The sequence below is a fragment of the Bacillus sp. ME78 genome, from assembly GCF_903970865.1.
GTDB classification, from domain to species: domain Bacteria; phylum Bacillota; class Bacilli; order Bacillales; family Bacillaceae_G; genus Bacillus_A; species Bacillus_A cereus.
Map to the genome: position 1 here is coordinate 1 of NZ_CAJCKK010000031.1, position 24,617 is coordinate 24,617.

Below are 24,617 nucleotides of genomic sequence, written 5' to 3' on the forward strand. Positions count from 1 at the left end.
CCGACAGCCTCTATTGCGGTAATGGGTCCAGAAGCTGCGGTCAATGCTGTATATGCAAATAAAATTGCAGCTTTACCAGAAGAAGAGCGTGCTAGCTTTATTGCTGAAAAACGTGAAGAGTATAAGAAAGATATTGATATATACCACTTAGCATCAGAGATGGTGATTGATGGTATTGTTCATCCAAACAATTTACGTGAAGAGTTAAAAGGACGTTTCGAAATGTATATGAGTAAATATCAAGTATTCACGGATCGTAAACATCCTGTATATCCAGTTTAAAAGCCCTATTTAGGGCTTTCTTGCTCAAAAAGTTAAGGAGGGGAAAACATTGAAACAAGCAGTTTGGTTTCCAACAGAAGAGTACAAGGAAAAAACACGTTTATATAGTTGGATGAAATCATTGGGATATGAAGACTATGAAACTTTTTATGATAAATCTATTGAGGAAACAGCTTGGCTTTGGGGAGAGGCAGAAAAAGCAGTTGGCTATCAATGGATGAAACCTTATACAGAAGTGTTAGATTTAGAAAATGGTACACCGTTTGCACAGTGGTATAATGGCGGAACATGTAACGTTGTAGAATCAGCTTTATCCCGCTGGCTTGCGGATGAAGAGACAAGAATACAGCCAGCACTTCAGTACGAAGGAGAAAATGGAACTTCAAAATCATTTACATATGAAGAGCTTGATAACTGGGTAAGCCGTGTTGCCAATGGTTTGAAACACGCGGGTATTGAAAAAGGTGACCGTGTAACAATTTATATGCCGATGATTCCAGAAACAGTTGTTGCGATGCTAGCTGTAATGAAAATTGGAGCAATTATTTCACCAATATTCTCAGGCTTTGCGTCTGATGCAGTTATGACACGTGTGCAAGCGGCGGGTTCAAAAATGATTATTACTGCAGATGGATTTTCACGCCGCGGTAAAATTGTTTCTTTAAAAGATGAAGTAGATAAAGCTTGTGAACATTGCCCAACTGTTGAAAAAGTTGTTATCGTTCGTCATGCAGGAAATGATTTTACACCACATAACTATGACTTTTCGTGGAGTACGATAGAAAAAGAAAAACCATTCATACATGCCGAGGAAATGCAAAGTGATGATCCATTAATGCTCATTTATACATCAGGAACGACTGGTAAGCCGAAAGGAACAGTACACACGCATGCAGGATTTCCTTTGAAAGCAGCTTTTGATGCAGGATTTGGAATGAATATTAAACAAGGTGATCGTGTATTATGGGTAACTGATATGGGTTGGATGATGGGGCCGTTTCTATTATTCGGTTCACTCATTAATGGAGCAACGATGGTTATGTACGAAGGTGTTCCAGACTTCCCAGAAGCAGACCGGTTATGGGAGACAGTTGATAAATATGAAATTACTCATCTAGGTATTTCGCCAACGTTAATCCGAGCATTAATGGCAAAAGGTGATGAGTATGTCAATAAACATTCTTTAAAGAGTTTGGAAGTATTCGCATCAACAGGAGAACCTTGGAATCCTGATCCATGGATGTGGCTGTTTGAAACAGTTGGAAAAGGAAATGTTCCAATCTGTAACTACTCAGGTGGAACTGAAATCTCTGGTGGGATTTTCGGTAATGTTCTTATTAAACCAATCGCACCAATTAGTTTTAACGCATCTTTACCAGGAATGGCAGCTGTCGTACTGGATGATCAAGGTAAACCAATTCGAGATGAAGTCGGAGAATTATGCTTAGAGAAACCTTGGGTAGGTATGACGAAAAGCTTCTGGGAAGATGATGAACGTTACGTGAACACATATTGGTCACGTTTTGAAAATAAATGGGTCCACGGTGACTGGGTCATTTACGATGGTGAACAATATATCATCACAGGGCGTTCAGACGATACGTTAAATATTGCAGGTAAACGTATTGGACCTGCTGAATATGAATCTATTCTTGTGAAACATAACGATGTAATCGAAGCTGCTGCAATTGGTGTACCTGACGAAGTAAAAGGTGAAGTTTGTCATTGTTTTGTAGTGTTAAGAGATCATGTAACATTCACAGGAAAATTAAAGAAAGAATTAATGAGTTTAGTAAACTCTCATATTGGAAAAGCGTTGTGTCCTAAAGACATCCACGTTGTAGAAGATTTACCGAAAACACGTAATTCTAAAGTAATGCGCCGTGTTATTAAAGCAGCTTATTTAGGAAAAGAATTAGGTGATTTGTCGTCACTTGTAAATCCTGAAGTAGTACCGTTTATTCAGGGGTTACAGTCTAGTAAATTATAAAATTAGAAAGGAGCTCTATATAAACAGAGCTCCTTTTTTATGTTAATAAAAAGAAAAAAAGTGAATTTGATGAAGAAGAAAAATTCTACTATTGGTGTTAAGTATGTTTTTTAGTTTTAATCAAAATACGATATTATGGAATGTCTATTCAATGGAGAAATACTAATTTACAACAACAAGGTGATGACAAAGCGCGACTACTTATATGCCGGTTTAAACCTTTACGTATTCATTGATAAAAAGCTGACTATACTCAGTCAGCTTTTTATATATTACATCCTAGTATTTATCTCGCTATTTGCCGGGCAGTAATGCCCCCACCTAAAAATTCAGCGAAAGCAAGGAAGTAGGTGAGGGATCAACTTTCCGGAAAAGCCCGATTGATTCCAAAAGACATATTTTTTTCTTTACGTTGACATTAAAAATATTACCAATTTTTTCTTTTACAATGGCAACAAATAAAGAAACATTTACAACGACACTTATTTCGTTTAAAACTCCAATCATCATCACGATGACACTTTTCTTTAGATTTCCACCAATCATCATTACAATGTTTTTCCTGAGAACTCCAATCGTCATCACAATGACACTTTTCTTCAGATTTCCACCAATCATCATTACAATGCTTTTTCTGAGAACTCCAATCATCATCACAATGATGCTTTTCTTTAGATTTCCACCAATCATCACAACAATGCTTTTTCTGAGAACTCCAGCAATCATTTTTCCAAGACATTCATTTCTACCTCCTTTCAATAGTGTTCATATTATTCTATGTTTTAATAAAAAAAATGGCTTGTTTATTAACCTACTATTTTATCTTTATATGATAGAGTGTTTTCTACTCGATATAGAGTTCATACAAACTATGCTAATTTTTAAGAGATAGTGGAGAGAACTACTACTAGTTATGGTGTTTTCCAATAAACATTTGTTGAAGAAAGTGTTCTGATTACATATAATATCTTATTTTCGAGTACGCTTTTTTAAATGTATATTTCACAATGAAAAATGGGAAATCCACAAATAAAGTCTATGTATATGTGAGTTAATGGGAAAATCTAGTGTGTTTTTAAGGGGCATCTTATTAAAAGAAAAAGATTTGTTTTAGAAAGTGGTGTCTAAACATTAAATGGAGTAGGACTAAATTCACGGCCGCTCATTAAACAAGATTTTAATTAGGAGAAGTCTGTTTTTATAATGAATAATGAAAAGAAGGTTTGGTACAATTGTTTGTTTTTTTCTTTTTATGTGTTTGCCTCGTACCCTTTTAAGCTAGTGGACATACTTTACTAATAGAAAGGATTAGGGGGTGAGGTATTGGGTTCTCGATTTAATAATTGTAAAAAGAAGTGTACATGTAAACAAGATGATTGTTGGGAAGTATTCGAAGAGTGTAAAAAAGAACAGCATGAGAAATGTGATAATTCTTGTGTACAAGGAATTAGAGATGAACTTAAGAAATTAATTAATCGAACAGTTCAAATTAATACAGAGGGACGTACTTATGTAGGTACTGTTTCGTCTGTAAGTTGTGATGTAGTTAGGCTTGCGGCTATTCCTGGATCGGTTGGAGTAATTATTTCCATTTGTAAAATTGAAGCAATTTTCCCACCTGTTACAACGGTTACTGCTGACTTTGATTTTAATGGTATTGATGTAGCAAACAAAGCATAATTATGCTGCTTTTTTGTAAAGCCATTCACATGAATGGCTTTATTTTAATTTCATATAAAAGGAGAATATATTCTTTATATAGAAATAAGTTTGAGGTTATAAAGTATGATGTACGAAAGGAGCATGGAAGTGATTAAACTAAAAACCTTTAAAAAATCTGATTTTAAACAATTAATAAATTGGATTAATTCTGAAGAATTTCTAATACAATGGTCAGGAAATGCATTCACATTCCCTTTAGACGAACAGCAATTAGAGAAGTATATAGAAAGTGCAAATACACTCGCTTTCAAAGTGGTAGATGAAGAGACTTCAGACGTTATTGGTCATATTTCGCTTGGGCAAATAGATAATATTAATAAGTCCGCTAGAATTGGAAAAGTATTAGTTGGTAATACGAAGATGAGAGGACGTTCTATAGGAAAACATATGATGAAAGCAGTACTTCATATTGCTTTTGACGAATTAAAACTACATAGAGTAACTCTTGGTGTGTATGATTTTAATATATCGGCCATTTCATGTTACGAAAAAATAGGGTTTGTAAAAGAAGGCTTATTAAGAGAGTCAAAAAGAGTAGGAGAAACGTATTGGAATTTATGGGAAATGAGTATGTTAGAATATGAATGGAAGAAGTAGCAACAATAGTAGTTTATAATTATATTATGTTAACAAAAGGGGCTTGGTGGGTATAGTGGATAATAAAACAAAAATAATCTCAATTGCAGCTGTTTCGGGGGAGAGCTAGTATGTTAAAACTGACAAAGAAACCATTTTTGAAAAAGGCCCACCTGCATTGTTTCTGAGGAATAAGAGGGTGAGCCCTAATTAAACGAAACTGAATGAATCTGTAAAAATTGTAACTAAAGTATGCATCAACAAGGTATTAAAAGGGATGAATAGTAACCTTTATAGATTATTCCATATATAGCAAAACTGGTTAGCTTCTGATTTAAGCGCTACTAAATGATTATTATTAATAGAGTTATTCGTATACATTCTGTTCTTTTGGATGTTAAGTACCGTATAATTCACATCGTTTCGTTCATTTGAAAATGTTGATTCATTTAATAGTGTAAGTGTCGAGTTAATGTTGTACTTATCAATTCGCTCTTTTTTTCCTTTGAAAAACAGTTTGATAAGATGTGGCTCATTATTAATGAATAAGCCAAGTTCAGGTGATGAACGGACGATTAAATCATCTGATTTCCAATGTGATTTACCTGGATCAAACCAAGAGATGTCTTTATTTTTAATGAATTTTTTGTATTGCTTTATGACATCAATGTAGTTTTGTTTTTTTTTCTGATCAACCGTTTGTACTAATGTTTCGAAATATTCAAAAGGTAGTTTGTTTTGATGAAATTTAATAACAGTTTCTCGTAATTGTTTCCAGTAATCAAAAGCTGGTTGATATTCAGGTTGGGATTTTAGATTTTTTATAAAGGTTGTTTTAGCTGTACTACCTTTCAGTGTGAAGTCTAAAAATTGTGTAAGCCCTACTTTAATTTCTGTCATATTATATCCCCTTCCAAACATTATTCATTTAATAATAGACGAAAAATCCGACATTTTTAAAGAAATGAGCTAGATGCTAGAAAATCCAATATCCATGCACAATAGATACGGGAAAGCCAATCCGTAAGTATAAATGATGGACCATTCAATTGAAGATAAATTAGGTAATAGGATTTTACCAGGTGATAGGTTATTAATATAATCAGATAGTGAGCTGATTTTAAAAGATAACAATATAGATTATTTAGCTTGGATTTGAGAAAAAAAGTACATGGGAATAAAGAGGGATATAGGGAAATGGGCCCTCATCAAAAAATATAAGTTGGTATCAGTATACCGTAGAGAATGAGTGTATAGAACATACAAGTAAAAGTATTGGCAAGCATACTTAAAATAAGCCGTATAAAAAGTTAATCATTGTGTGCTTTGATAATATAGCGTCAGCGAAATAAATAGTGTGAAGGAGAGCTATCTTAACAAGTGTTTCATGTAACGTTCATATACTTTAATTTTATTATTAATCAAACTTGAATATTATAGAAACGGATAATGAGGTATGGGTGGTGCTCTTTTTTATTGAATAAAATGGGTTGATTTTTCGGATTTTCATTACAATATAACAAATAAAATTTAAATTTTATTTGTTGTTAAGAAAAGGTGAGAAGAAAATAAAAAAAGAGGGCTAATGCCCTCTTTTCTTATTAATTTGGTAATTAATCACAGATTGGTATCCCAAGCACTCTTAGAGCTAATGCTACTTGAAGGGAAATCTCTAATCTAGCAATTTCAATACCAGCTACTGAAAGAACTAAAAAAGGTTGTCCGTTTACAAATACAACGCAACTATCCATAGTTAAACCTCCTTTCTAGTAATCTACTATAGTATATGAATAGAACTTTAAAATGTAATAGTTAAATTGTTGGATTTAATAGAATTAATAGATTAACCCATTTAAACTAAATAAACGAACACAACGAAAGGAAACAGAGATGGATGTATGCCTCAAAAAACATAGCTTTTAAGACATGTAATGGGATATGAAATTCATCATATTGGTCAGCTGTCTGTATGGGCGAGGAAGTTAAACTTGCAACCAGTTTCAGCAAATTTGATTGGAAGAGGATGATAGAATTAAAAACCGACTTGCATCTTAAGCGCAAGTCGATTTTATATATATATAAGAAGATTTCTTAATTGAAATCCTCGGATTTTTTCTGACGTATATGTAAAAACATTAAGGTGGTAATGATTAAAAAAATCATTATAGTTTGTATAATTAAATTTTTAAACTGAAGCAATATTGTCCAAGATGTAAGGGCGTCTTTAAAAGCTTGGAGTGCAGAGTACGAGGAAGGATCAAAACCATACTGTAGCAACTTTTTTGTTTCAATAAATGAAATGTTTTCTTCATCTGCATCTAATATTACTGAAATTAGTCTAGTATCTCCTAGTTTTGCTGTACTGACAAAACTATAATTACCGTTAGTTGAAAAACTAGTTTGTAAGCCATCAACACCTTGAAGTTTAATGTTTTCATTAAGGGAATATATCATTTTATTCGTATTGAAAACCTGGGAATCTTTGAAGGTAAATTGGTAAGAGGTTAGTTTCGTAATATTCAATACATCTGGAAAATCTTTTACTAATCGTGCAGCTAGTTTAGCTGCGTCTATTGCTGTTGTAGTTGATTGTTTATTTGTATCATGATTAATTCCAGTAGAGTTTAGAAATGGAGATGGTTGTAATAACTGTAGTTCTTTTGCTTTTTTATTCATTAATATTGTAAAGTTATCTTCAGTTCCAGCAATGTGTTCTGCTAGAGCGAGTGCAGAACGATTATTCCCTGCCAGTAGCAATGCATGAAGTAAATCACGAACCGTTGTTTTATCATTCGATGTTACTTGTATAGGGCTTGTTTCTACTCGGAAAACTTCGTTACTTATTTGTACGAAGTCATCTAACTGTATTTTTCTATCATTTAGTTGTTCCAATACGATATATTCCGTCATTAATTTAGATAAAGTAGCTGATTGTACTGGGGTTTCTTCATTTTTTTTATAAACAATTTCACCTGAATTAGCATTTATTAAAATAGCTGATTTAGCTTGAATAATCGGACCATTTACATAAAGATAAAAATATAAAACGATAAGTGCAGTAATGAAAAAAGATAATAATAAAATAGCGAATTTTTTTAAGAATTGCATAAGTGATCCTCCTATTATGACATCAATAATAGTATTGTAAAAAGGAATGCTTAATTAGGAAGAAAGAAAAGGTAAAGAATTTCTAAAGAATTATAAAGGATTATTAAATTTAGGGGAATAATAGAAAAAGTTCAATTTCTTATATGATAAGAAATTGAACTTTTTATTTGTAATATTAACATTTGTATGGAAGTAGTTTTACAGTGAATGTTGTTTTTTCGTCATCACTATATACTTCAATTGTTCCTTTATGCAACTCGACTATACTTTTTGCAATTGCTAATCCAAGTCCAGATCCACCAGTGTTTGTAGAGCGAGATTTCTCAACGCGGTAAAAACGTTCAAAAATATGAGGTAAATCCGTACTAGGAATAGGTTGTCCGTAATTTGTTATATCAATTGTAATCATATTATTGCTTTCATAAGCAGTAAGGTCAATATAGCGACCTTCGCTTCCATAAGCGATAGCGTTTATAATAAGATTTTCAAACACACGCACTAATTTGTCACCATCAGCTAATACCATAAGCTTTTGAGACGGGAAAGAAGGCCGACATTCTATATTAGCTTCTTGAACCTGTATGCGGAATTGAACAGTTAATTGTCCAAGTAACTCTACAATATCAATTGGAACAGAATACAAGCTTAATTCTTTATTTTGAACACGTGTATATTCGAACAAGTCATTCATTAATGCATTAAGACGAGTTACTTTATCGTAAATGACTTGAATATAGTATCGCAATTCCACTTCATCTCTATAATTATCATGATGGATTAAATTTACGTATCCAACTATAGAAGTAAGGGGGGTGCGTAAGTCATGTGATACATTTGTAATAAGTTCACTTTTTGCTTGTTCCGCTTGTCTTTCTTCATCAATTGAGACTTTTAATTGTTCAACAATTTCATTGACCCCGATTGCTAATTCTTCTAGATAATTATGATTTACAATAGAAACTTTATGATTGAAGTTTCCATTTGCAATATAACGAATTTCTTCTATCATTTTTTTAATACAAGTTTCATAATAAAGTTTTTTCTCGTGACGATAAAAAATGTAAAGATAGGATGAAAAAATAGAAAATAAAAACAAATAAGATACAATCATCATCCATAAAGACTCTTTAATCCCTTTATACTTTTCATAACCAAAAATTCGAATGAATTCTTTACCGAGTTCAGTTAGAGTAAGTGAACTCTCAATTACACTCGTAACGAGGCGATAAATAATTAGTTCAGTAATAGGAGTGAGTGTGATAGCTAATAAAAGCCAAAAAATAAGTTTCCATTTAGGAATATCTTTTAATATATCAAATGCTTCATTTCTCAATTTTATAGCCAACTCCCCAAACAGTATGAATAAATTTTTCTCCATTTATTACTGTTTCAAGTTTATCTCGTAAGTTGCTAATATGGACCATTACCGTCTTATTTGAACCATAACCATCTTCATTCCAAACGCGTTCGAAAATTTCTTCTGAACTAAATACTCTTCCTGTATTACTCGCAAGTAAATATAAAATATCGAATTCAATAGAGGTTAGTTTAATATACTCTCCATTTACTTTAACTGTATGATTATGTTTGTGTATTTCAACAGAGCGAATACGAATAATACCATCTTCATTCTTTTGCGAAGTAGCATTTTGGAAAGAGGATCTTCGTAATAAAGCTTTCACTCTAGCTACTAATTCTAATGGATTGAATGGCTTGATCATATAATCATCGGCACCTGTCATAAGACCTAATATTTTATCCATATCTTCTGCTTTTGCACTAAGCATTAGAATTGGTACAGTATTATTTTCACGCACTTCCTGACAAACTTCTAATCCGTTTCGTTTTGGCATCATAATATCCAAAATCATAAGGTCAACTTCATATGTAGAAACCTTTTGCAATGCTTCATCGCCATCATAAGCTTTATAAATGTTATAGCCTTCATTTCGCAAATAAACAGCAAGTAATTCAACAATTTCTTTATCATCATCAATAATTAATATATTTTTATTCATTGTGTAGTTCCTTTCCTTACAAATCATCAACATTACTATAATATCAAACATTTATGTACTTGTAGCGATGATTCTGTATAAAATTTCATGTAACGTATTAAAAAGGAGTAAAAAGATTAATAACGAATATAAAATAACAAGGATATTTAGATTCTACATTATAATGGAAGTTAGTTATAAGGGGGATTTTCTATGTTATGTAATGATATATATTTATTTACTCCAACTGGAAAAATAGACAATGATATTAAAGCTTTTCTACTAAAATATAATAAAGAGTTTACATATAAACATTCAATTCGTGTGGCAAATGAGGCAAAAAAGATTGCAGAAAAGTTTCACGTAGATAAAGAAAAAGCAGCAATTGCAGGATATTTACATGATATTAGTGGCATTTTTCCGAACGAGGAGCGGATTGCAGTTGCTGAAGAATTTGGGGTAGAAATAGTGGAAACAGAAAGAAAAATTCCTATGATTATTCATCAAAAATTATCGAGAGTAATCGCAAAAGAAATATTTAAAGTAGAAGATGAAGAAATTTTAAATGCAATTTGTTGCCATACAACGTTGCGTAAACATGCAACGAAGATGGATTTAGTATTATTTGTTGCAGATAAAATAGAATGGGATCAAAACGGGACACCACCATATTTAATAGAAATAAAAAAAGGATTGGAAAAATCTTTGGAAAAAGCAGCTTTTGTATATATTTCATATTTGTGGGAAAGGAAAGATACATTGAAAGTTATACATCCGTGGCTAGAAGAAGCATACTGGGATTTAAAAGGAATTTTACAGTAGAAAGGACAAGGAAATGCAATTAAAAGAATATATGAATCAAACATTTCCAGGAGTTACATTAGGACCCTAATTATATTCTCAGTGGGGAAATCATTTACATTTTGATTTCGGAAAAGATAAATATCAAATTGTAGAAGGAACCAACGATTTAAATATGGAATACTTTTCTCAACTATATACATATAATAAATTCTTATTTGAAGACATATTTTCAAAAGAAGATGTAGTGTTTGTAGTGACAAATGTTTATAGATTTAAAAAGGAAAACATAAAAACTCCACAGAAAATAAATGTATACAATAAATATATTAAGAAAAGAGATTTAAGATTTCATATAAGACAAGAAACGTTACCGTTTCTATTTGAAGATGAAGAAGCAGATTTATATTGTACATATCATTTTTCTTTAAAATGTCTTGCGGAAGATATTAAGTATGAATTGCTTATACAAGCTGCTAATCACGAGGATTTCTCTGCTCTGTATCCTCGATTTGGACGAAAAAAAGAAATTTCTTATCCAGATGTATTTCTCATAAATGCAACGAAAGATATTGTCATGTTTATGTGTGATGATAGAGGATGTGAAGTAATTGCGAAGAATAAAGAAATAATACGAGATTTATATAAGAAATACAAAGAATGGATTCCAGATTATGAACGAGAAAGTATAGATAACTTATTTAAATGACAATAGGGGAAGTGAAGCGTGTAATGAAACGTATTGCAATAGTATCTGCATGGGAACCAGAACTGACGTATTTGCATCAACATTATCCGAGTGAACGTGTTGAAAAAAGAGCAGCTTGGGAATTTCATTTTCATACTATTAATGAGCTGGAAATTATATCAGTTGTTACTGGTGTTGGTAAAGTAAGCTGCGCTAGTTGTGTACAATTGTTAATTAGTGAGTTTCAGCCAGATGAGTTGTTTATGACAGGAATATGCGGAAGTTTATCAAACAAGGTGAAAAACGGTCATATTGTAGTGGCACTAAACGCAATACAACACGATGTTACTGCAGCTGGCTCAGGGGAAGATGTTTTTAATTTATATAACGGTAGAACAGCACCTATTGAAACAACAAAATCACTTGTAAGAAGAATAAAAAAAATACGATCATATGATCCAATACATTTCGGTACATTTTTATCCGGAGATCAACGTATTCGTAGTTCAGAAATGAGATATTTACTCCATACCGTATATGGAGCATTGGCAGTTGATCAAGAAGTAGCAGCTTTCGCCTATGTATGCCAAATAAATAAAAAACCATTTCTATGTTTAAAAGCTGCTTCAGATCAAGCAAATGATAAAACGAAAGAAGAACAAAAAATCTTTAAAATGCTAGCATGCGAAAGAGCATGTGAGCATTTAATTGCTTTTTTGCGTGTTTATGAGATTAATGTAGTAAATAATAGATAGTTTGTTATAAAACAAATTAATAGTGGGTTATATGTAGGGAAATGTCCGTTCATTTCAAATTAAGAGCTGAAATTTATAATAGATGGAATATATTATATGGGTACATGTTGCGGTTAATACAAGCAATTGGAGGGCAATTTTATATGATTCAATATAAAAGATGTAGTGAAGTAAATATTGATTTAGTATATGAAGCTTTTAAAGATGGATTTTCCGATTATATTATTAAGATGGAAGTTTCAAAAGGTGATTTTATACACCGTTTTTTGGGACCAGAAGGTAATTTGCTAGAACATTCTTTTCTTGCTTTAGACGGTGACAAATCAGTTGGCGTAATATTAGGTGGTATAAAGGATTATGAAAGTATAAAGACTATGCGCTGTGGAACATTAGCGGTTCATCCTAATTACCGCGGTATTGGTGTCAGTCAAAAATTATTTGAACTGCATAAAGAAGAGGCGATTCAACATGGATGTAAGCAACTTTTTCTCGAAGTCATTGTAGGAAACGACCGAGCGATTCATTTTTATAATAAGTTGGGCTATGAAAAAGTGTACGATCTTTCTTATTATAATTTAAATGATTTGACTAAAATAATGAATAAAGATTGTAAGGATATTGAAGTAAAACAATTAGAATTTCCAACTTTTAAAGATGAAATTCAGAAATGGTTAAACTTCCATATAAATTGGCAAAATGATGTTGATTATATCGAAAAAACAAATAATGTATTTTATGGTGCATATGTCACTAATGACTTAAAAGGCTCTCTATGTGTAAATGAACAAGGTAAAATTAGTTTTATTTTCGTAGACAAAGATTATAGAAATATTGGTGTTGGGATGAAATTATTAGAAGTAGCAAGAGAAGAATTACATTTATCAAGTTTATCAATTGGGTTTCCTAACAATAATTTACTGGAGGGTTTTTTAAAGAAATGTAGATTTGAAAAGAATTCTTTAGCACAATATGAAATGTATTTATTACTCTAAGAGCGGAAAGATTTATTCTTTTTGCTTTTTATTTTGCTGTTATGTTGGTAAATGCTCCGTAACTATAATTTATAATGCGAGGGAGTTTGTTTATCCTTAAGTTATTTTTTTAATTGTCAATTTCATACTAATAATTTTCTTTGTATAATATTCTAATTTTATGTAGAATAGATACGATGGGAGGGGATGAAATGAATAATGGATTAAAGTTTAAGATTTTTGAATTGCATTGTCTCGTTCAAAAGACTTATTCTGATATTAAAATGGCATGTGATATTGCTATTTATCAAGAAAACACTTCTAAATATTTAATTTCATTAGGATTTTTAAATAAATCATATATGACTTATATAGAAGCAAAAAGATTCTATCGCGAAAATGAAGAGCTTGTAAGTGTAGAATTTGATAATTTCTTTGATATGTATGATAAATTAGAAAACGAATTAAAACAAGTTATTTCAACTGAAGATAAAAATCCTTCATCGCTACATAGCAGACTTGATCAGTTTCAGCAGAAAGTTGAAAATATAAATGACCTAATAAAAGTATTGCAAAATGCTCGTTAATGAATGCTTTTTTCTTTTTGTATAGAAATTATGTATTAAAAACATTTTAGGGATATTACATATTGAAGAGGTGGCTTTTGTAGATTACAAAAGTCATCTTTTTATGTTAGGAATAGATTGTATACATTTTAGCAGTTTCATATAAATAATAGAAATTTATACGAGGTAAATATCATGGGAAATAAAAAAGAAATAGCTATAGTTGCATTAACAACAGGATTCGTTTTAACAAGTGTAACACCATATGGAGTAGGTCATGCAGAGGAACCTGGTCAAATGCAAGTTGAAATTCAAGAGGATTCGTTCCGTACAGGTGATCTTACACAACCATCAAAAAAAACGCCAGAGAATGTAGTGAAGGATGCACTTAAGGAAAATACGGAGCATGCTTTGTCTCCAAAACAAGTTAGTGCAGAAACAGGAGTAGATTACAAGGTTCTTCAAAAACGTGGTTCTTATGATGGAACTACACTGGTGCGCATGCAACAAATATATGAAGGAAAAGAAGTGTATGGCCACCAGTTGACTGCTCACGTAGATAAAAAAGGTATTATTAAAAGCATTTCAGGAGCTAGCGCACAAAATTTAACGCAAGAAGATTTAAAGAAACCTATTAATTTATCAAAAGAAGAAGCGAAACAATATATTTATAAAAGGTACGGAAATGACACTAAATTTATTTCTGAACCAGAAGTTAAGACGGTTATTTTTGTTGATGAAAATCATGGGCAGGCTAGCAATGCATATCAAGTTACATTTGCTGCTACAACACCAAATTATGTATCAGGAACTTATTTAGTGAATGCTCATAATGGTGAAATGTTAAAAGATATGGTACAAGAATCAAGTTTGAAAATAAGTGAAGAGTATGTTGAATCCGTTAAGGAAAATAAAACTAGCAATTTTACATCATTAACTGGAACAGGAAAAGATGATTTAGGCGTAACTCGTACATTTGGTATTTCTAAACAGACCAGTGGGAATTATGCGCTTACTGATTATACAAGAGGACAAGGAATTGAGACATATGATGTAAATTATAGAGATATTACAAATGAAGAAAGTTATTATCCTGGTATACTAGCAACTAGTGTTTCAACAACATTTAATGATCCAAAGGCGGTAAGCGCTCATTTCTTAGCAACAAAGGTATACGATTTTTATAAAGAAAAATATAAGCGTAATAGTTTTGATAATAAAGGAAAAAAAGTAGTTTCAGTTGTACATGCATGGGATTCTGGAGGAACAAATGATCCTGAAAATTGGGAGAATGCATTTAGTACTAATATTAATAACATTAGTATGCTTTTATATGGAGATCCTATGGTAAAAGCATTCGATATAGCGGGTCATGAATTTACACATGCAGTTACATCAAGCGAATCTAACCTTGAATTTTCAGGAGAATCTGGGGCGATTAACGAGGCATTATCTGATATTATGGGAACGGCTATAGAGAAATACATAAATAATGGGGAATTTAACTGGACAATAGGAGAACAAACTGGATCGACTTTTCGTAATATGAAAAATCCAACTGCAATTAATTTTTCAGAAGGACTACCGTATCCTGATGATTATAGTAAATATAATGATTTAAATGGAGAGGATTATGGAGGCGTTCATTTTAACTCAAGTATTATTAATAAAGTTGCGTATTTAATTGCACAAGGTGGTACTCATAACGGTGTAAATGTAAATGGTATTGGTGAAGATAAAATGTTTGATATTTTCTATTATGCAAATACTGATGAATTAAACATGACTTCTGATTTCTCTGAATTGAGATTGGCATGCCTTACAGTTGCAACTAATAAATATGGAACGAACTCAATTGAAGTTCAAGCAATCCAAAATGCTTTTGATGCGGCAAAAATTACAGGAACAGTGAAAGAAAACGAAAAAGCAGTAGAAAACCAAGCTCCAGAGTTAACTGTACCGATTACCATTACACTACGTGTAGGAGATACGTTTGATCCAATGAGAAATGTAAAAGCTGTTGATAAGGAAGATGGTGATTTAACAAATAAAGTAAAGCATAAAGGCGATGTAGATACTTCAAAATCAGGTACATACATTATGGAATACATGGTTGTTGATTCTCAAGGGCGGAATGCAACAGCAACACAGACTGTAATTGTAGAGAAAAATGGAGAAACATCAGATTTAGAACCTAAATTAACAGTGCCTGTTGGAGCGACAATTCATGTAGGAGATTCATTTGTTCCAATGGCAGAAGTATTAGCTATCGATAAAGAAGACGGTGATCTCACTTCTAAAATCAAAGTTGATGGTGAAGTAGATACATCTAAAGCCGGTACTTACATATTAACGTACACGGTTACAGATTCTAAAGGTCATGAAGTAACGGCGAAGCAAACTGTAACGGTCAAAGTTAGAGAAGAAGTTAAAAATGATAAACCAATACTAAAAGTACCTGCTACAACTTCAATTACTGAGGGTGATCAATTTGATCCGTTGGTAGGAGTATCAGCTACTGACAAAGAAGACGGTGACCTTACTTCTAAAGTAGCGTATGAAGGAACTATAGATACAACTAAAGCTGGTACTTATGAAATAATATATAGTGTAAGAGATTCCGTGGGTAATGAGGTAAATACAATACAAAAAGTATTAGTGAAAGATAAAGAAACTAGCAAACCTAATGGTCTTGCTAATAAGACAAATAACAATAATATCTCAAATAACAGTAATACCGATAAAAAAGAATATACATATAAGGAGCTGCCAAAGACGGGTGTAAGTACAACTAACAGTGCAGCAATCGGCATATTGATGATTATTGCAGGTTCAGTACTCACTTTGATTCGCAAATTTAGAAAGATACAAAAATAATAGTAGGGATTATTCGTTTGAAGAAAAGAGTTGAGTATTCAAAAGAAATAAAGTAGAAAGTAAATAAAACGAAATATGGATTTTTTACTTATTAAGATTTTAATAGTTAAGCGGTACATTTGGCTTTTATAAAAATTTGCAGTTGGATACTATTCTGTCTACAGAACTATATTACATATAAAACACGTTACTATTCTTTTATTTTAATGAGAATAGTAACGTGTTTTTTGATTTGAAAATAGCATAAATCCTATAGCTCATGAATATAGGAGTACTTCTAATTTGCCATTGATAAGTTACTGAAAACACTTTGTTTTAATGGAAGTGTCACTCTAAATGACAACATGAGATTTTCGGTATTTACCAGGTGTTTCATTGGTGAATTTTTTAAAAATTTTAGTGAAATAACTTTGATCGCTAAAATTAAGCGAAGCGCATATGTCTGATAAGGGATAGGTGGTGAAAGTTAATAATTTCTTTGCTTCCTCGATTCGTTCACGTTGAATGTACTCAATTAATGAAATACCGACTTCTTTTTTAAATAATATAGATAAATAATCTGAATTCACATTTGCAAATTTAGCAAGTTGTTTAACAGATATTGGATTGTAAATGTTTTTAAAAATGTAGTTTTTGCAAATAGCAATAGTCTGTGAATGTTGCTGTGTTTTTTGTGCCTTTACACGGTCTGCAAAGGTACAAAAAGCATTTTTTAATAAATCCCAAACAGATTCTTTGTCTTTTAAATCTTCTGTTCTTTGAATATGTAAATCATAAATTTTGTAAGCAATCCCAGATGGAAGTCCCCCTTTTATCGCATATCTAGTAGCGAGCGTGATGGATGAAATACAAATGTTTTTATGACGTCTTAATTGATGGAATGAAGATAAAGATGAAAGAGTCTCTTGTTGGAATTCGTAATAATATTTGAGTACGGTTTCTTTATCCCCGTTTTCTATAGAACCAAGTAGTTGCTGCTCTATATATAAATTATGATAAATGGATTCGTCTTTTTGCATTGAAATATATACATCTTCGTTTAAGATTCTGCTATGACTTATATGAAGTGAGTCACTGTTATTTAAAAATGTGCTTACATCTGAATTTTTTTTATAGAGAATGTTATAGAACAATATTGCTATATTTACAAAGAAATTTTGATCTTTGACTGACAATGAAAAATAATGGTCTCTTGTTCTTTTATAATTTGGAATAAAATTAAGTTTACTATCCGCTTTACTTGTAGAAAAATTTACATGTGCCAAGGGCCCAATAATAACAGTACCGTTCACCATATAATCGCTCTTTATGTGAATTAAAATAAAGTGCCCTAGATGTTCGTGAGTTCTGAAGATGGGGGAATTATATGTATCATTTCTCTGAAAAAGCACATGTAACTGTTCTATTTTTGATGTATACAACGAGTGTGAATCATTTTTTGATGTGAATTCTAAAAGAATATTTTTGTTACAATCTAAAAAACAAACTGGAATTTCAAAAGATTGGAAAAACATATTGCAAATGTACTCTATCTCAACTAGACTGAGCTTTTTAGTCATATTCTTCCTCCTTACAGTTATGCGTAATAGTTAAATAAACATATATTCCTTTTTTCATAAGTAGAAACGGAAAACCTTTATTAATAAAAAATATAAATAAAAGTTATAAACTTCTAAGAATAATACCATAATTTAACATGAATAGCACATATTATTCGAATATACAGGTGATAGTTTTGGACAGTAGCGTAAAATATGAATCGTCACACTTATTTGTTGGTTATTACTTATATGTATTAAAAAATGATTAAGATTGGATTTTAAATAGGGATAGGAAGTGAGAAATTAATAGATTGACAGTAAGTGACTAGTCGAAATTAGTAGTGAAAGCTATTATGTAACAAATGTAATGATTCTTGAAATAGGGATATAAGTGTAATTTAGGGGAGAAAATTACATATATCATGTGGAGAGACAACGTAATAATAGAAGATAAGAAAAGTGAATAAGTGATTGTAAACAATGGATTGTTGGACGACTATGTTTTATGTTATTCGTTTAAATCTGATACTTGGCACACTATTGCTTTTAAGAAGGTAATAGTAATAAAGAGATTTTTAAAATGATAGAAGTAGTAAAGGGGATAAGAGAAATGAAAAAAATATTTAGTGTGCTTTTAGTGTTTTTCTTAACATTTTCTACATGGTCTAGTGTATTAGTAAAGGCGGATTCACCATCTAAAGGTACTTTAACGATTCATAAGTATGAACAAGACAAAGATGGAGCGCAGGGACTAGAAGGTGACGGTTCTGCAAATCAAGAGGTGCCAAAAGATGCGAAACCATTAAAAGGTGTAACGTTTGAAGTAAAAAGGGTTGCTTCTTTTGAAAAAATTTCAAACGATGGGAAAATCGTAAAAGAAGACGTGAAACCTGTAATGGGAGCCACTCCAAATCAAGTAGTAACAGATGATAACGGACAAGCTGTATTAAAAGATCTTCCGCTAGGACGTTATGAGGTGAAAGAAGTGGCAGGACCTCCACATGTTAATCTAAATCCCAATACGTATACAGTGGATATCCCATTAACGAATAAAGAGGGTAAGGTGCTAAACTATGATGTTCACATGTATCCTAAAAATGAGGTTAAACGTGGTGCAGTTGATTTAATAAAAACTGGTGTAAATGAAAAAGCATTAGCAGGTGCAGTATTCTCTTTATTTAAAAAAGACGGTACAGAAGTGAAAAAAGAGTTAGTAACAGATGCTAATGGTCATATTCACGTGCAAGGATTGGTGTATGGAGAATACTATTTCCAAGAAACAAAAGCTCCGAAAGGCTATGTAATAGATCCAACTAAACGTGAGTTTTTTGTTAAGAACGCCGGAACAATTAATGAAGATGGAACTATTACTTCTGGTACAGTAGTTAAATTAGAAGTGAAAAACTATGAAGAACCAACAATTAATAAAAAGATTAACGGAAAATTGGAAGCGTTACCAATCAATCCGTTAACTAATTATAATTATGATATTAAAACATTAATTCCAGAAGACATTAAGGAATACAAAAAATATGTGGTAACAGATACTTTGGATAATCGTTTAGTGATTCAAGGAAAGCCAATCGTGAAAATTGATGGAGCAGAAGTAAATGCAAGCATTGTAGAGGTAGCTATAGAAGGTCAAAAGGTAACAGCTACAGTAAAAGATTTCACAAAATTAGATGGTAAAAAAGAATTTCATTTGCAAATTAAATCTCAAGTAAAAGAAGGAGTACCATCTGGTTCGGAAATTTTAAATACAGCAAAAATTGATTTTACAAATAAAAATGATGTAATTGGAGAAAAGGAATCTAAACCTGTAGTTGTTGTTCCAACAACTGGAATAATTGAGTTAACAAAAATTGATGGTGCTAATAAGAATAAATTAAAAGGTGCAGAGTTTGTACTTAAAGATAAAAATGGAAAAATAGTTGTTGTAGCAGGAAAAGAAGTAACAGGTGTATCAGATGAAAATGGTGTTATTAAATGGTCTAACATTCCATATGGAGACTATCAAATTTTCGAAACGAAAGCTCCAACATATACAAAAGAAGATGGTACAAAAGCTTCTTATCAATTATTAAAAGATCCCATTGATGTAAAGATTAGCGAAAATAATCAAACGGTTAAATTAACGATTGAAAATAATAAAAGTGGATGGGTTCTTCCGGTAACGGGTGGCATAGGAACGACTCTTTTTACTGTAATAGGTCTTACGTTAATGGTTACAGCGGCATTTGTTTTCTTTAGAAAAAAGTCTGCTAATAATTAAGATTTTAGGAACATGTAACTATGGGAAAAGGGGAGAAGCAAAATGCTTCCCTCTTTTCGATATTTAAGCATATACAGAGGTGGAAATATGAAACGAAATCTTGTTTTGGGAGGTATTTTTTTATTTGGATTAGGTGTTTTTTTATATCCTACTATTAGTAATTGGTTGGCGACTCGTGCACATTATTCTGAGATTAGCTCTTACGATAAGAATATCAAAGCATTACAAAAGAAAGAAGTCGAACGTAGGGAAAAAGAAGCAGCCGAATATAATAAACAAGTTCACACTTCCACGAAAACATTTACTGATCCATTTTCTGAAAAAAAAAGTAATCATCGAGCATATGCTGATGCGTTAAATTTAGGAGATGTAATGGGGTATATTGAAATATCGAAAATCAATATAAAACTGCCAATCTATCAAGGGACATCTGAGGAAGTATTGAGCCGCGGGATAGGTCATTTAGATTTTTCTTCGCTCCCGATAGGTGGAGAAAATACGCACACTATTTTAACAGGGCATCGTGGTTTACCATCAGCAAAATTATTTACAGATTTAGATAAGTTGAGTGAAGGAGATCTTTTTTATATTCATTCTTTAGACAAAGTTCTTGCTTATAAAGTAGATCAAATTAAAGTAGTGTTACCACACGAAACGGACGATCTACAAATTGTAGAAAATAAAGATTATACAACTTTAATTACGTGTACGCCTTATGGAGTAAACACCAATAGGTTGCTAGTTCGAGGTGTGCGTGTGGAGTTAAACGAGAAAGAAAAACGAAAAGTGAGTACAGAGATATTTATGTTTAATAAGTGGAATGTAATAGTTCCAATCCTATTGTTATGTGTGTTTCTAGTCGTAATTTATAAGAAAAGGTTAACTCGATAGAATGTATTTATTTATCCTGCATTAATGGGAAGTGGGACTGGAAATTCAGAGATAAGTAAAGAAAGTATAGAAAGTATAGAAAGGATGAAGTAAATCCTCATTGGTGAATATGTCATTTTATGCGACTATAGGAAAAATACGGTAAAGGTGGGAACAAAGGAATTGAGGCTACGATTAAAGCTGGTAAGTATTCATTTTATTGTTTTGTTAATGTTAAGTGTAAGTTTTGTCATATATGTACCAAAAGAAGTATATGGATCCACGACAAACTTAGAAGGTCTAGGTGATATATCGCGCTATAATGCTGTTGTCTTTGGTAACCATAAAGCAATAGGTGGCGACATTGAAGGAGCAATTGCAGTTCAAGGTGATATGGATGCATCGGGGTATACAATTGTAGGTGCTGCAGCGGGAACATCTAATATAGTAGGTGAAAAATGGGTTGATGAGGGATATCCGTCCTTGTTATTGTCTGGAAAATTTAAGAAATCAAGAGAAGAATCTTTTATCATTCAAAACGGAATAGTAGTAATGACAAAAGAGAGTGATCCAGATCGCATCATACAATCCTCTTATGATCGTATCGTTTATAAAGAAAAACTAGAAATTGACGCGAAATTTAATGAATTTCGCAATTTAGTGAACCAAGTCAGTAAAAATGCAGGTCAATATAAAACAAATACCCCAATTCCAAATATGAGTCATGGAATCGGAAAAGATATAAACAATCCTAATATTTATGTTTCATCAGAATTGACAGGGAAAATTAATTTAGATATAAGAGATGTATTTTTACCAAATGCTAAGGACAAAGATTTTATTGTTATGTATTCGGATGCAACAGAGGTTACATTTAAAAATGGATCTATTCTATATGACACGAACAATATTGGAAGGGCTACAGATATAGTTCCTACATCACAACCATATTCTCCTAATTCCCCGTTTACTGAGCTATACGGGAAAGTGATTTGGGTTTTTCCAAATGCGAAAAAAATTACAACAGAGGGATATGGTGTCGTTGGGAGTGTGTTTGCCCCAAATGCTGTATTAGAAACAAAAGGCGGCTCGATTAATGGACAAGCATTTGTCGGCGCGGTACAACAAACTGGTGGATTTGAATTTCACAATTTCAAATTTAACTGGCAACATTGGAACAAGCCTAGTACTGGAAAAGTAAAAATAAAAAAAGTTGATAGTAATAATGATAATAAAAAATTGGTGGGAGCAAAGTTTCATATAGAAGATTCAAAAGGAAAAATAGTTGGAGAACTAGTAACAAATAAAGAAGGAGAAGCGATATCAAAAGACTTACCAAAAGGAAACTATACCCTTGTAGAAATAGAAGCGCCAAAAGACTATGAATTATTAAAAGATAAAATAGCTGTAAAAGTAGAAAAAGATGCAGTAGTAGAAATTAAAATAGGAAATAAGAAATTGCCAGATTCAATGGGAAAAATGAAGTTAGTGAAAGTAGACATAAGTGATAAAAATAAAAAACTAGCAGGGGCAAAGTTTCATATAGAAGATTCAAAAGGAAAAATAGTTGGAGAACTAGTGACAAATGAAGAAGGAGAAGTAGTATCAAAAGACTTACCAAAAGGAAACTATACCTTAGTGGAAGTAGAAGCACCTAAAGGTTACGAATTATTAAAAGAAAAAATAACTGTAAAAGTAGAAAAAGATGCAGTAGTAGAAATTAAAATAGGAAATAAGAAATTGCCAGATCCGACTGGACAATTTGAAATTGAGAAAGTTGATGATAAGGATATCAATTTAAAACTACAAGGCGCTATATTTCAAGTCTTAGATAAAGAGGGTAAAGAAGTGGCTAGATTAACAACGGATGAAAAAGGAAAGGTGATTTCCAGTCAATTAGTACTTGGAAAATATACGATAAAAGAAATAAAAGCGCCAAACGGATATATGTTACTTAGGGATCCAATAGAAATAGAAATTACAGAAGCAGTAAAGACACAAAAAATAACAGTGAAAAATGCGAAGAATAATTGGGTAATTCCTAATACTGGTGGGAGCGGAACAACAATTTTTTACGTAATTGGTATTATGCTAATGTTTGGTGTGCTATATTTCTGTAAGAAAAATCGTATATTATGAACTAATTTTATAGAGTTAGACAGATCGTTACGTTAGAGAGTTTTTAGGACATGAGTTCGGTATTGTACTGGACTCATGGTACTAAATTTGTTAAAGGAGGAAGGATAATAGTAAACATAGAATATATTAATGAATTAAAATATTTAAGAGGTGAACATGGTGGCAATAAAACAAGACGAAATTAAAGTAGTTGTCGGAGCTGGAGTGTTTAATAATAATCCAGGTTGGATTCAAACGCAAGAAGATGAACTTAACTTACTAGATAAAGCTACGTGGGAAGAAAGATTTGAATACAACTCTATTTCAGCTATTTTAGCTGAGCATGTATGGGAACACCTTACTTTTGAAGAAGGTGTAAGAGCAGCTGAAATTTGTTATGAATTTTTAAAACCATCTGGTCATATTCGGTGCGGAGTCCCTGATGCATTCTTTCAGGATGAGGCATATCAAAATATAGTTCAAATAGGAGGCCCCGGTCCGAAAGATCATCCAGCAGCAAGTCATAAAATCGTTCATAATTATATAACATTAACGAAAATGTTTGAAACTGCTGGATTCGAGGTAGTTTTACTTGAATATTGTGATGAAAATGGTCGGTTTTATTACAACGAATGGGATGCAAACGACGGTGTTATTTTCCGTTCGAAAAGGTATGATTCTAGAAATAAAGGCGATAAACTTGGTTTTCCATCGCTAATTGTCGATGCGATTAAGCGTTAATCATTAATCATTCCACAAAAACAGAAGTTAATCCTATGATTTCATAAGTCGCAAATGCGGCTTTTTTTATTTGTACGTAAATCTATATTTAATTTTCAATATTATATAACTCGATTTAGAAAATATTTAAGTTTTTCTCAGCACCATTCACTTTAAATTAACACTTCGTTGTTATAAATATTTATTTTATATTTATATTCGTGTAAAATGAAGTGAGAACATACATTCTATATAAGGAGGCAATCAAAATGATAGCTGAAATTGGGAAACTAACTGATGGATATATTGTAAAATTTGAACGCGAATTTCCATATACGGTAGAGGAAGTTTGGTCTGTATTAACAGAAAACAGTAAGCTGAAAAAATGGATGTCCAATTTACAGATTGAAAGCCTTAAAACTGGTGGAATAATAAAGTTCGACATGATGGATGGTTCATTCATAAACATTGATATTTTAGAATGTCAAGTAAACTCAGTACTTGAATTTACTTGGGATAAAGACCGTGTCCGATTTGAAATACATAAAGAGGAGAATGGTACTTTGTTACTTCTTAAAGAGTACATTCATGAATTAACAGATCATACACCGAGAGATATAGCTGGTTGGCATATTTGTTTAAATCTTTTTTCTTACGTTTTAAAAGGAGAAGAGAAAGAATTTTCTAAAGATGAATGGCAACAATGGTTTGAAATATACAAGGATAAGATTCATGAAGTGAGAGGATAATTGCATAATAGGTA

Annotated in this window: 21 protein-coding genes and 2 pseudogenes; 16 read left to right on the forward strand and 7 right to left on the reverse strand. The window is 31.9% G+C overall.

Annotation, left to right across the window (positions count from 1 at the left end; genetic code table 11):
* Positions 1-282: carboxyl transferase domain-containing protein (locus tag H6481_RS23685; RefSeq protein ID WP_276568894.1), on the forward strand; the 282-nt coding region annotated here is incomplete at its 5' end.
* A 49-nt stretch (positions 283-331) separates the two neighbouring features.
* Positions 332-2,272, forward strand: a complete 1,941-nt coding sequence (locus H6481_RS23690; RefSeq protein ID WP_182813352.1) for an AMP-binding protein — start codon at positions 332-334, stop codon at positions 2,270-2,272.
* Between the two features lie 321 nt (positions 2,273-2,593).
* Here H6481_RS23690 and H6481_RS23695 read toward each other — a convergent pair whose 3' ends face one another.
* Entirely contained in the window at positions 2,594-2,998 is a 405-nt protein-coding gene (locus H6481_RS23695) for a hypothetical protein (RefSeq protein WP_065483695.1), read from the reverse strand.
* Positions 2,999-3,595: 597 nt separating this feature from the next.
* Between H6481_RS23695 and H6481_RS23700 the strand changes: the two genes are divergently transcribed.
* Both H6481_RS23700 and H6481_RS23705 read left to right on the forward strand, forming a co-directional pair.
* Positions 3,596-3,952 (forward strand): hypothetical protein, encoded by a 357-nt coding sequence (locus H6481_RS23700; RefSeq protein ID WP_000535577.1) that lies wholly within the window; start codon positions 3,596-3,598, stop codon positions 3,950-3,952.
* A gap of 105 nt (positions 3,953-4,057) precedes the next feature.
* Complete coding sequence (locus H6481_RS23705; protein ID WP_000990089.1) at positions 4,058-4,591, forward strand: GNAT family protein; 534 nt, start codon at positions 4,058-4,060, stop codon at positions 4,589-4,591.
* A 270-nt stretch (positions 4,592-4,861) separates the two neighbouring features.
* Here H6481_RS23705 and H6481_RS23710 read toward each other — a convergent pair whose 3' ends face one another.
* Positions 4,862-5,470 carry a hypothetical protein gene (locus H6481_RS23710; RefSeq protein WP_000136052.1) on the reverse strand — a complete coding sequence of 203 codons (609 nt, stop codon included), beginning with the start codon at positions 5,468-5,470 and terminating at the stop codon, positions 4,862-4,864.
* 713 nt (positions 5,471-6,183) lie between these two features.
* Positions 6,184-6,321 (reverse strand): DUF3956 domain-containing protein, encoded by a 138-nt coding sequence (locus H6481_RS23715; RefSeq protein ID WP_000376554.1) that lies wholly within the window; start codon positions 6,319-6,321, stop codon positions 6,184-6,186.
* Positions 6,322-6,486: 165 nt separating this feature from the next.
* Between H6481_RS23715 and H6481_RS23720 the strand changes: the two are divergent.
* Positions 6,487-6,597: pseudogene (locus H6481_RS23720) on the forward strand (DinB family protein); the annotation flags it as partial.
* A gap of 64 nt (positions 6,598-6,661) precedes the next feature.
* Here H6481_RS23720 and H6481_RS23725 read toward each other — a convergent pair.
* The 3 genes from H6481_RS23725 to H6481_RS23735 all read right to left on the reverse strand — a co-directional run bounded on the left by H6481_RS23725 (position 6,662) and on the right by H6481_RS23735 (position 9,696).
* Positions 6,662-7,678 carry a D-alanyl-D-alanine carboxypeptidase family protein gene (locus H6481_RS23725; RefSeq protein ID WP_097920740.1) on the reverse strand — a complete coding sequence of 339 codons (1,017 nt, stop codon included), beginning with the start codon at positions 7,676-7,678 and terminating at the stop codon, positions 6,662-6,664.
* 175 nt (positions 7,679-7,853) lie between these two features.
* The gene (locus H6481_RS23730; RefSeq protein ID WP_001243312.1) at positions 7,854-9,011 is read right to left on the reverse strand and encodes a HAMP domain-containing sensor histidine kinase; all 1,158 of its coding nucleotides are present in this window, start codon (positions 9,009-9,011) and stop codon (positions 7,854-7,856) included.
* On the reverse strand, positions 9,001-9,696 hold the full coding sequence (locus H6481_RS23735) for a response regulator transcription factor (RefSeq protein ID WP_001038807.1): 696 nt from the start codon (positions 9,694-9,696) through the stop codon (positions 9,001-9,003). Before H6481_RS23735 ends, H6481_RS23730 begins: the two co-directional genes overlap by 11 nt.
* Before the next feature lie 192 nt (positions 9,697-9,888).
* On the opposite strand from H6481_RS23735, the gene yqeK reads away from it, so the two are divergent.
* The 6 genes and pseudogenes from yqeK to H6481_RS23765 all read left to right on the forward strand — a co-directional run bounded on the left by yqeK (position 9,889) and on the right by H6481_RS23765 (position 16,333).
* A complete protein-coding gene (gene yqeK / locus H6481_RS23740) occupies positions 9,889-10,497 on the forward strand; it encodes a bis(5'-nucleosyl)-tetraphosphatase (symmetrical) YqeK (protein ID WP_063547343.1) in 609 nt (202 codons plus the stop codon).
* 13 nt (positions 10,498-10,510) lie between these two features.
* Positions 10,511-11,185, forward strand: a pseudogene (locus tag H6481_RS23745) (DUF3885 domain-containing protein).
* Entirely contained in the window at positions 11,182-11,919 is a 738-nt protein-coding gene (mtnN, locus tag H6481_RS23750) for a 5'-methylthioadenosine/S-adenosylhomocysteine nucleosidase (RefSeq protein WP_000151939.1), read from the forward strand. The pseudogene H6481_RS23745 and the gene mtnN overlap by 4 nt, the downstream one beginning before the upstream one ends.
* A 143-nt stretch (positions 11,920-12,062) precedes the next feature.
* On the forward strand, positions 12,063-12,911 hold the full coding sequence (locus H6481_RS23755; RefSeq protein WP_000617068.1) for a GNAT family N-acetyltransferase: 849 nt from the start codon (positions 12,063-12,065) through the stop codon (positions 12,909-12,911).
* A 191-nt stretch (positions 12,912-13,102) separates the two neighbouring features.
* Positions 13,103-13,477, forward strand: coding sequence for a hypothetical protein (locus tag H6481_RS23760; protein ID WP_001059026.1), 375 nt, complete (start codon positions 13,103-13,105; stop codon positions 13,475-13,477).
* A 174-nt stretch (positions 13,478-13,651) separates the two neighbouring features.
* Positions 13,652-16,333 (forward strand): M4 family metallopeptidase, encoded by a 2,682-nt coding sequence (locus H6481_RS23765; RefSeq protein ID WP_182813354.1) that lies wholly within the window; start codon positions 13,652-13,654, stop codon positions 16,331-16,333.
* Between the two features lie 332 nt (positions 16,334-16,665).
* Here H6481_RS23765 and H6481_RS23770 read toward each other — a convergent pair whose 3' ends face one another.
* Positions 16,666-17,892, reverse strand: coding sequence for a helix-turn-helix domain-containing protein (locus tag H6481_RS23770; protein ID WP_182813356.1), 1,227 nt, complete (start codon positions 17,890-17,892; stop codon positions 16,666-16,668).
* Positions 17,893-18,484: 592 nt separating this feature from the next.
* On the opposite strand from H6481_RS23770, the gene H6481_RS23775 reads away from it, so the two are divergent.
* From H6481_RS23775 to H6481_RS23795, 5 genes are all read left to right on the forward strand, one after another.
* The gene (locus H6481_RS23775) at positions 18,485-20,146 is read left to right on the forward strand and encodes an LPXTG cell wall anchor domain-containing protein (RefSeq protein WP_182813358.1); all 1,662 of its coding nucleotides are present in this window, start codon (positions 18,485-18,487) and stop codon (positions 20,144-20,146) included.
* Between the two features lie 87 nt (positions 20,147-20,233).
* The gene (locus H6481_RS23780) at positions 20,234-21,037 is read left to right on the forward strand and encodes a class C sortase (protein WP_182813360.1); all 804 of its coding nucleotides are present in this window, start codon (positions 20,234-20,236) and stop codon (positions 21,035-21,037) included.
* A gap of 162 nt (positions 21,038-21,199) precedes the next feature.
* Positions 21,200-23,155, forward strand: coding sequence for a SpaA isopeptide-forming pilin-related protein (locus tag H6481_RS23785; protein WP_182813362.1), 1,956 nt, complete (start codon positions 21,200-21,202; stop codon positions 23,153-23,155).
* A gap of 156 nt (positions 23,156-23,311) precedes the next feature.
* Complete coding sequence (locus H6481_RS23790) at positions 23,312-23,875, forward strand: hypothetical protein (protein WP_000225721.1); 564 nt, start codon at positions 23,312-23,314, stop codon at positions 23,873-23,875.
* Positions 23,876-24,123: 248 nt separating this feature from the next.
* A complete protein-coding gene (locus tag H6481_RS23795; protein WP_048564654.1) occupies positions 24,124-24,603 on the forward strand; it encodes an SRPBCC family protein in 480 nt (159 codons plus the stop codon).
* The last annotated feature ends 14 nt before the right edge of the window (positions 24,604-24,617 follow it).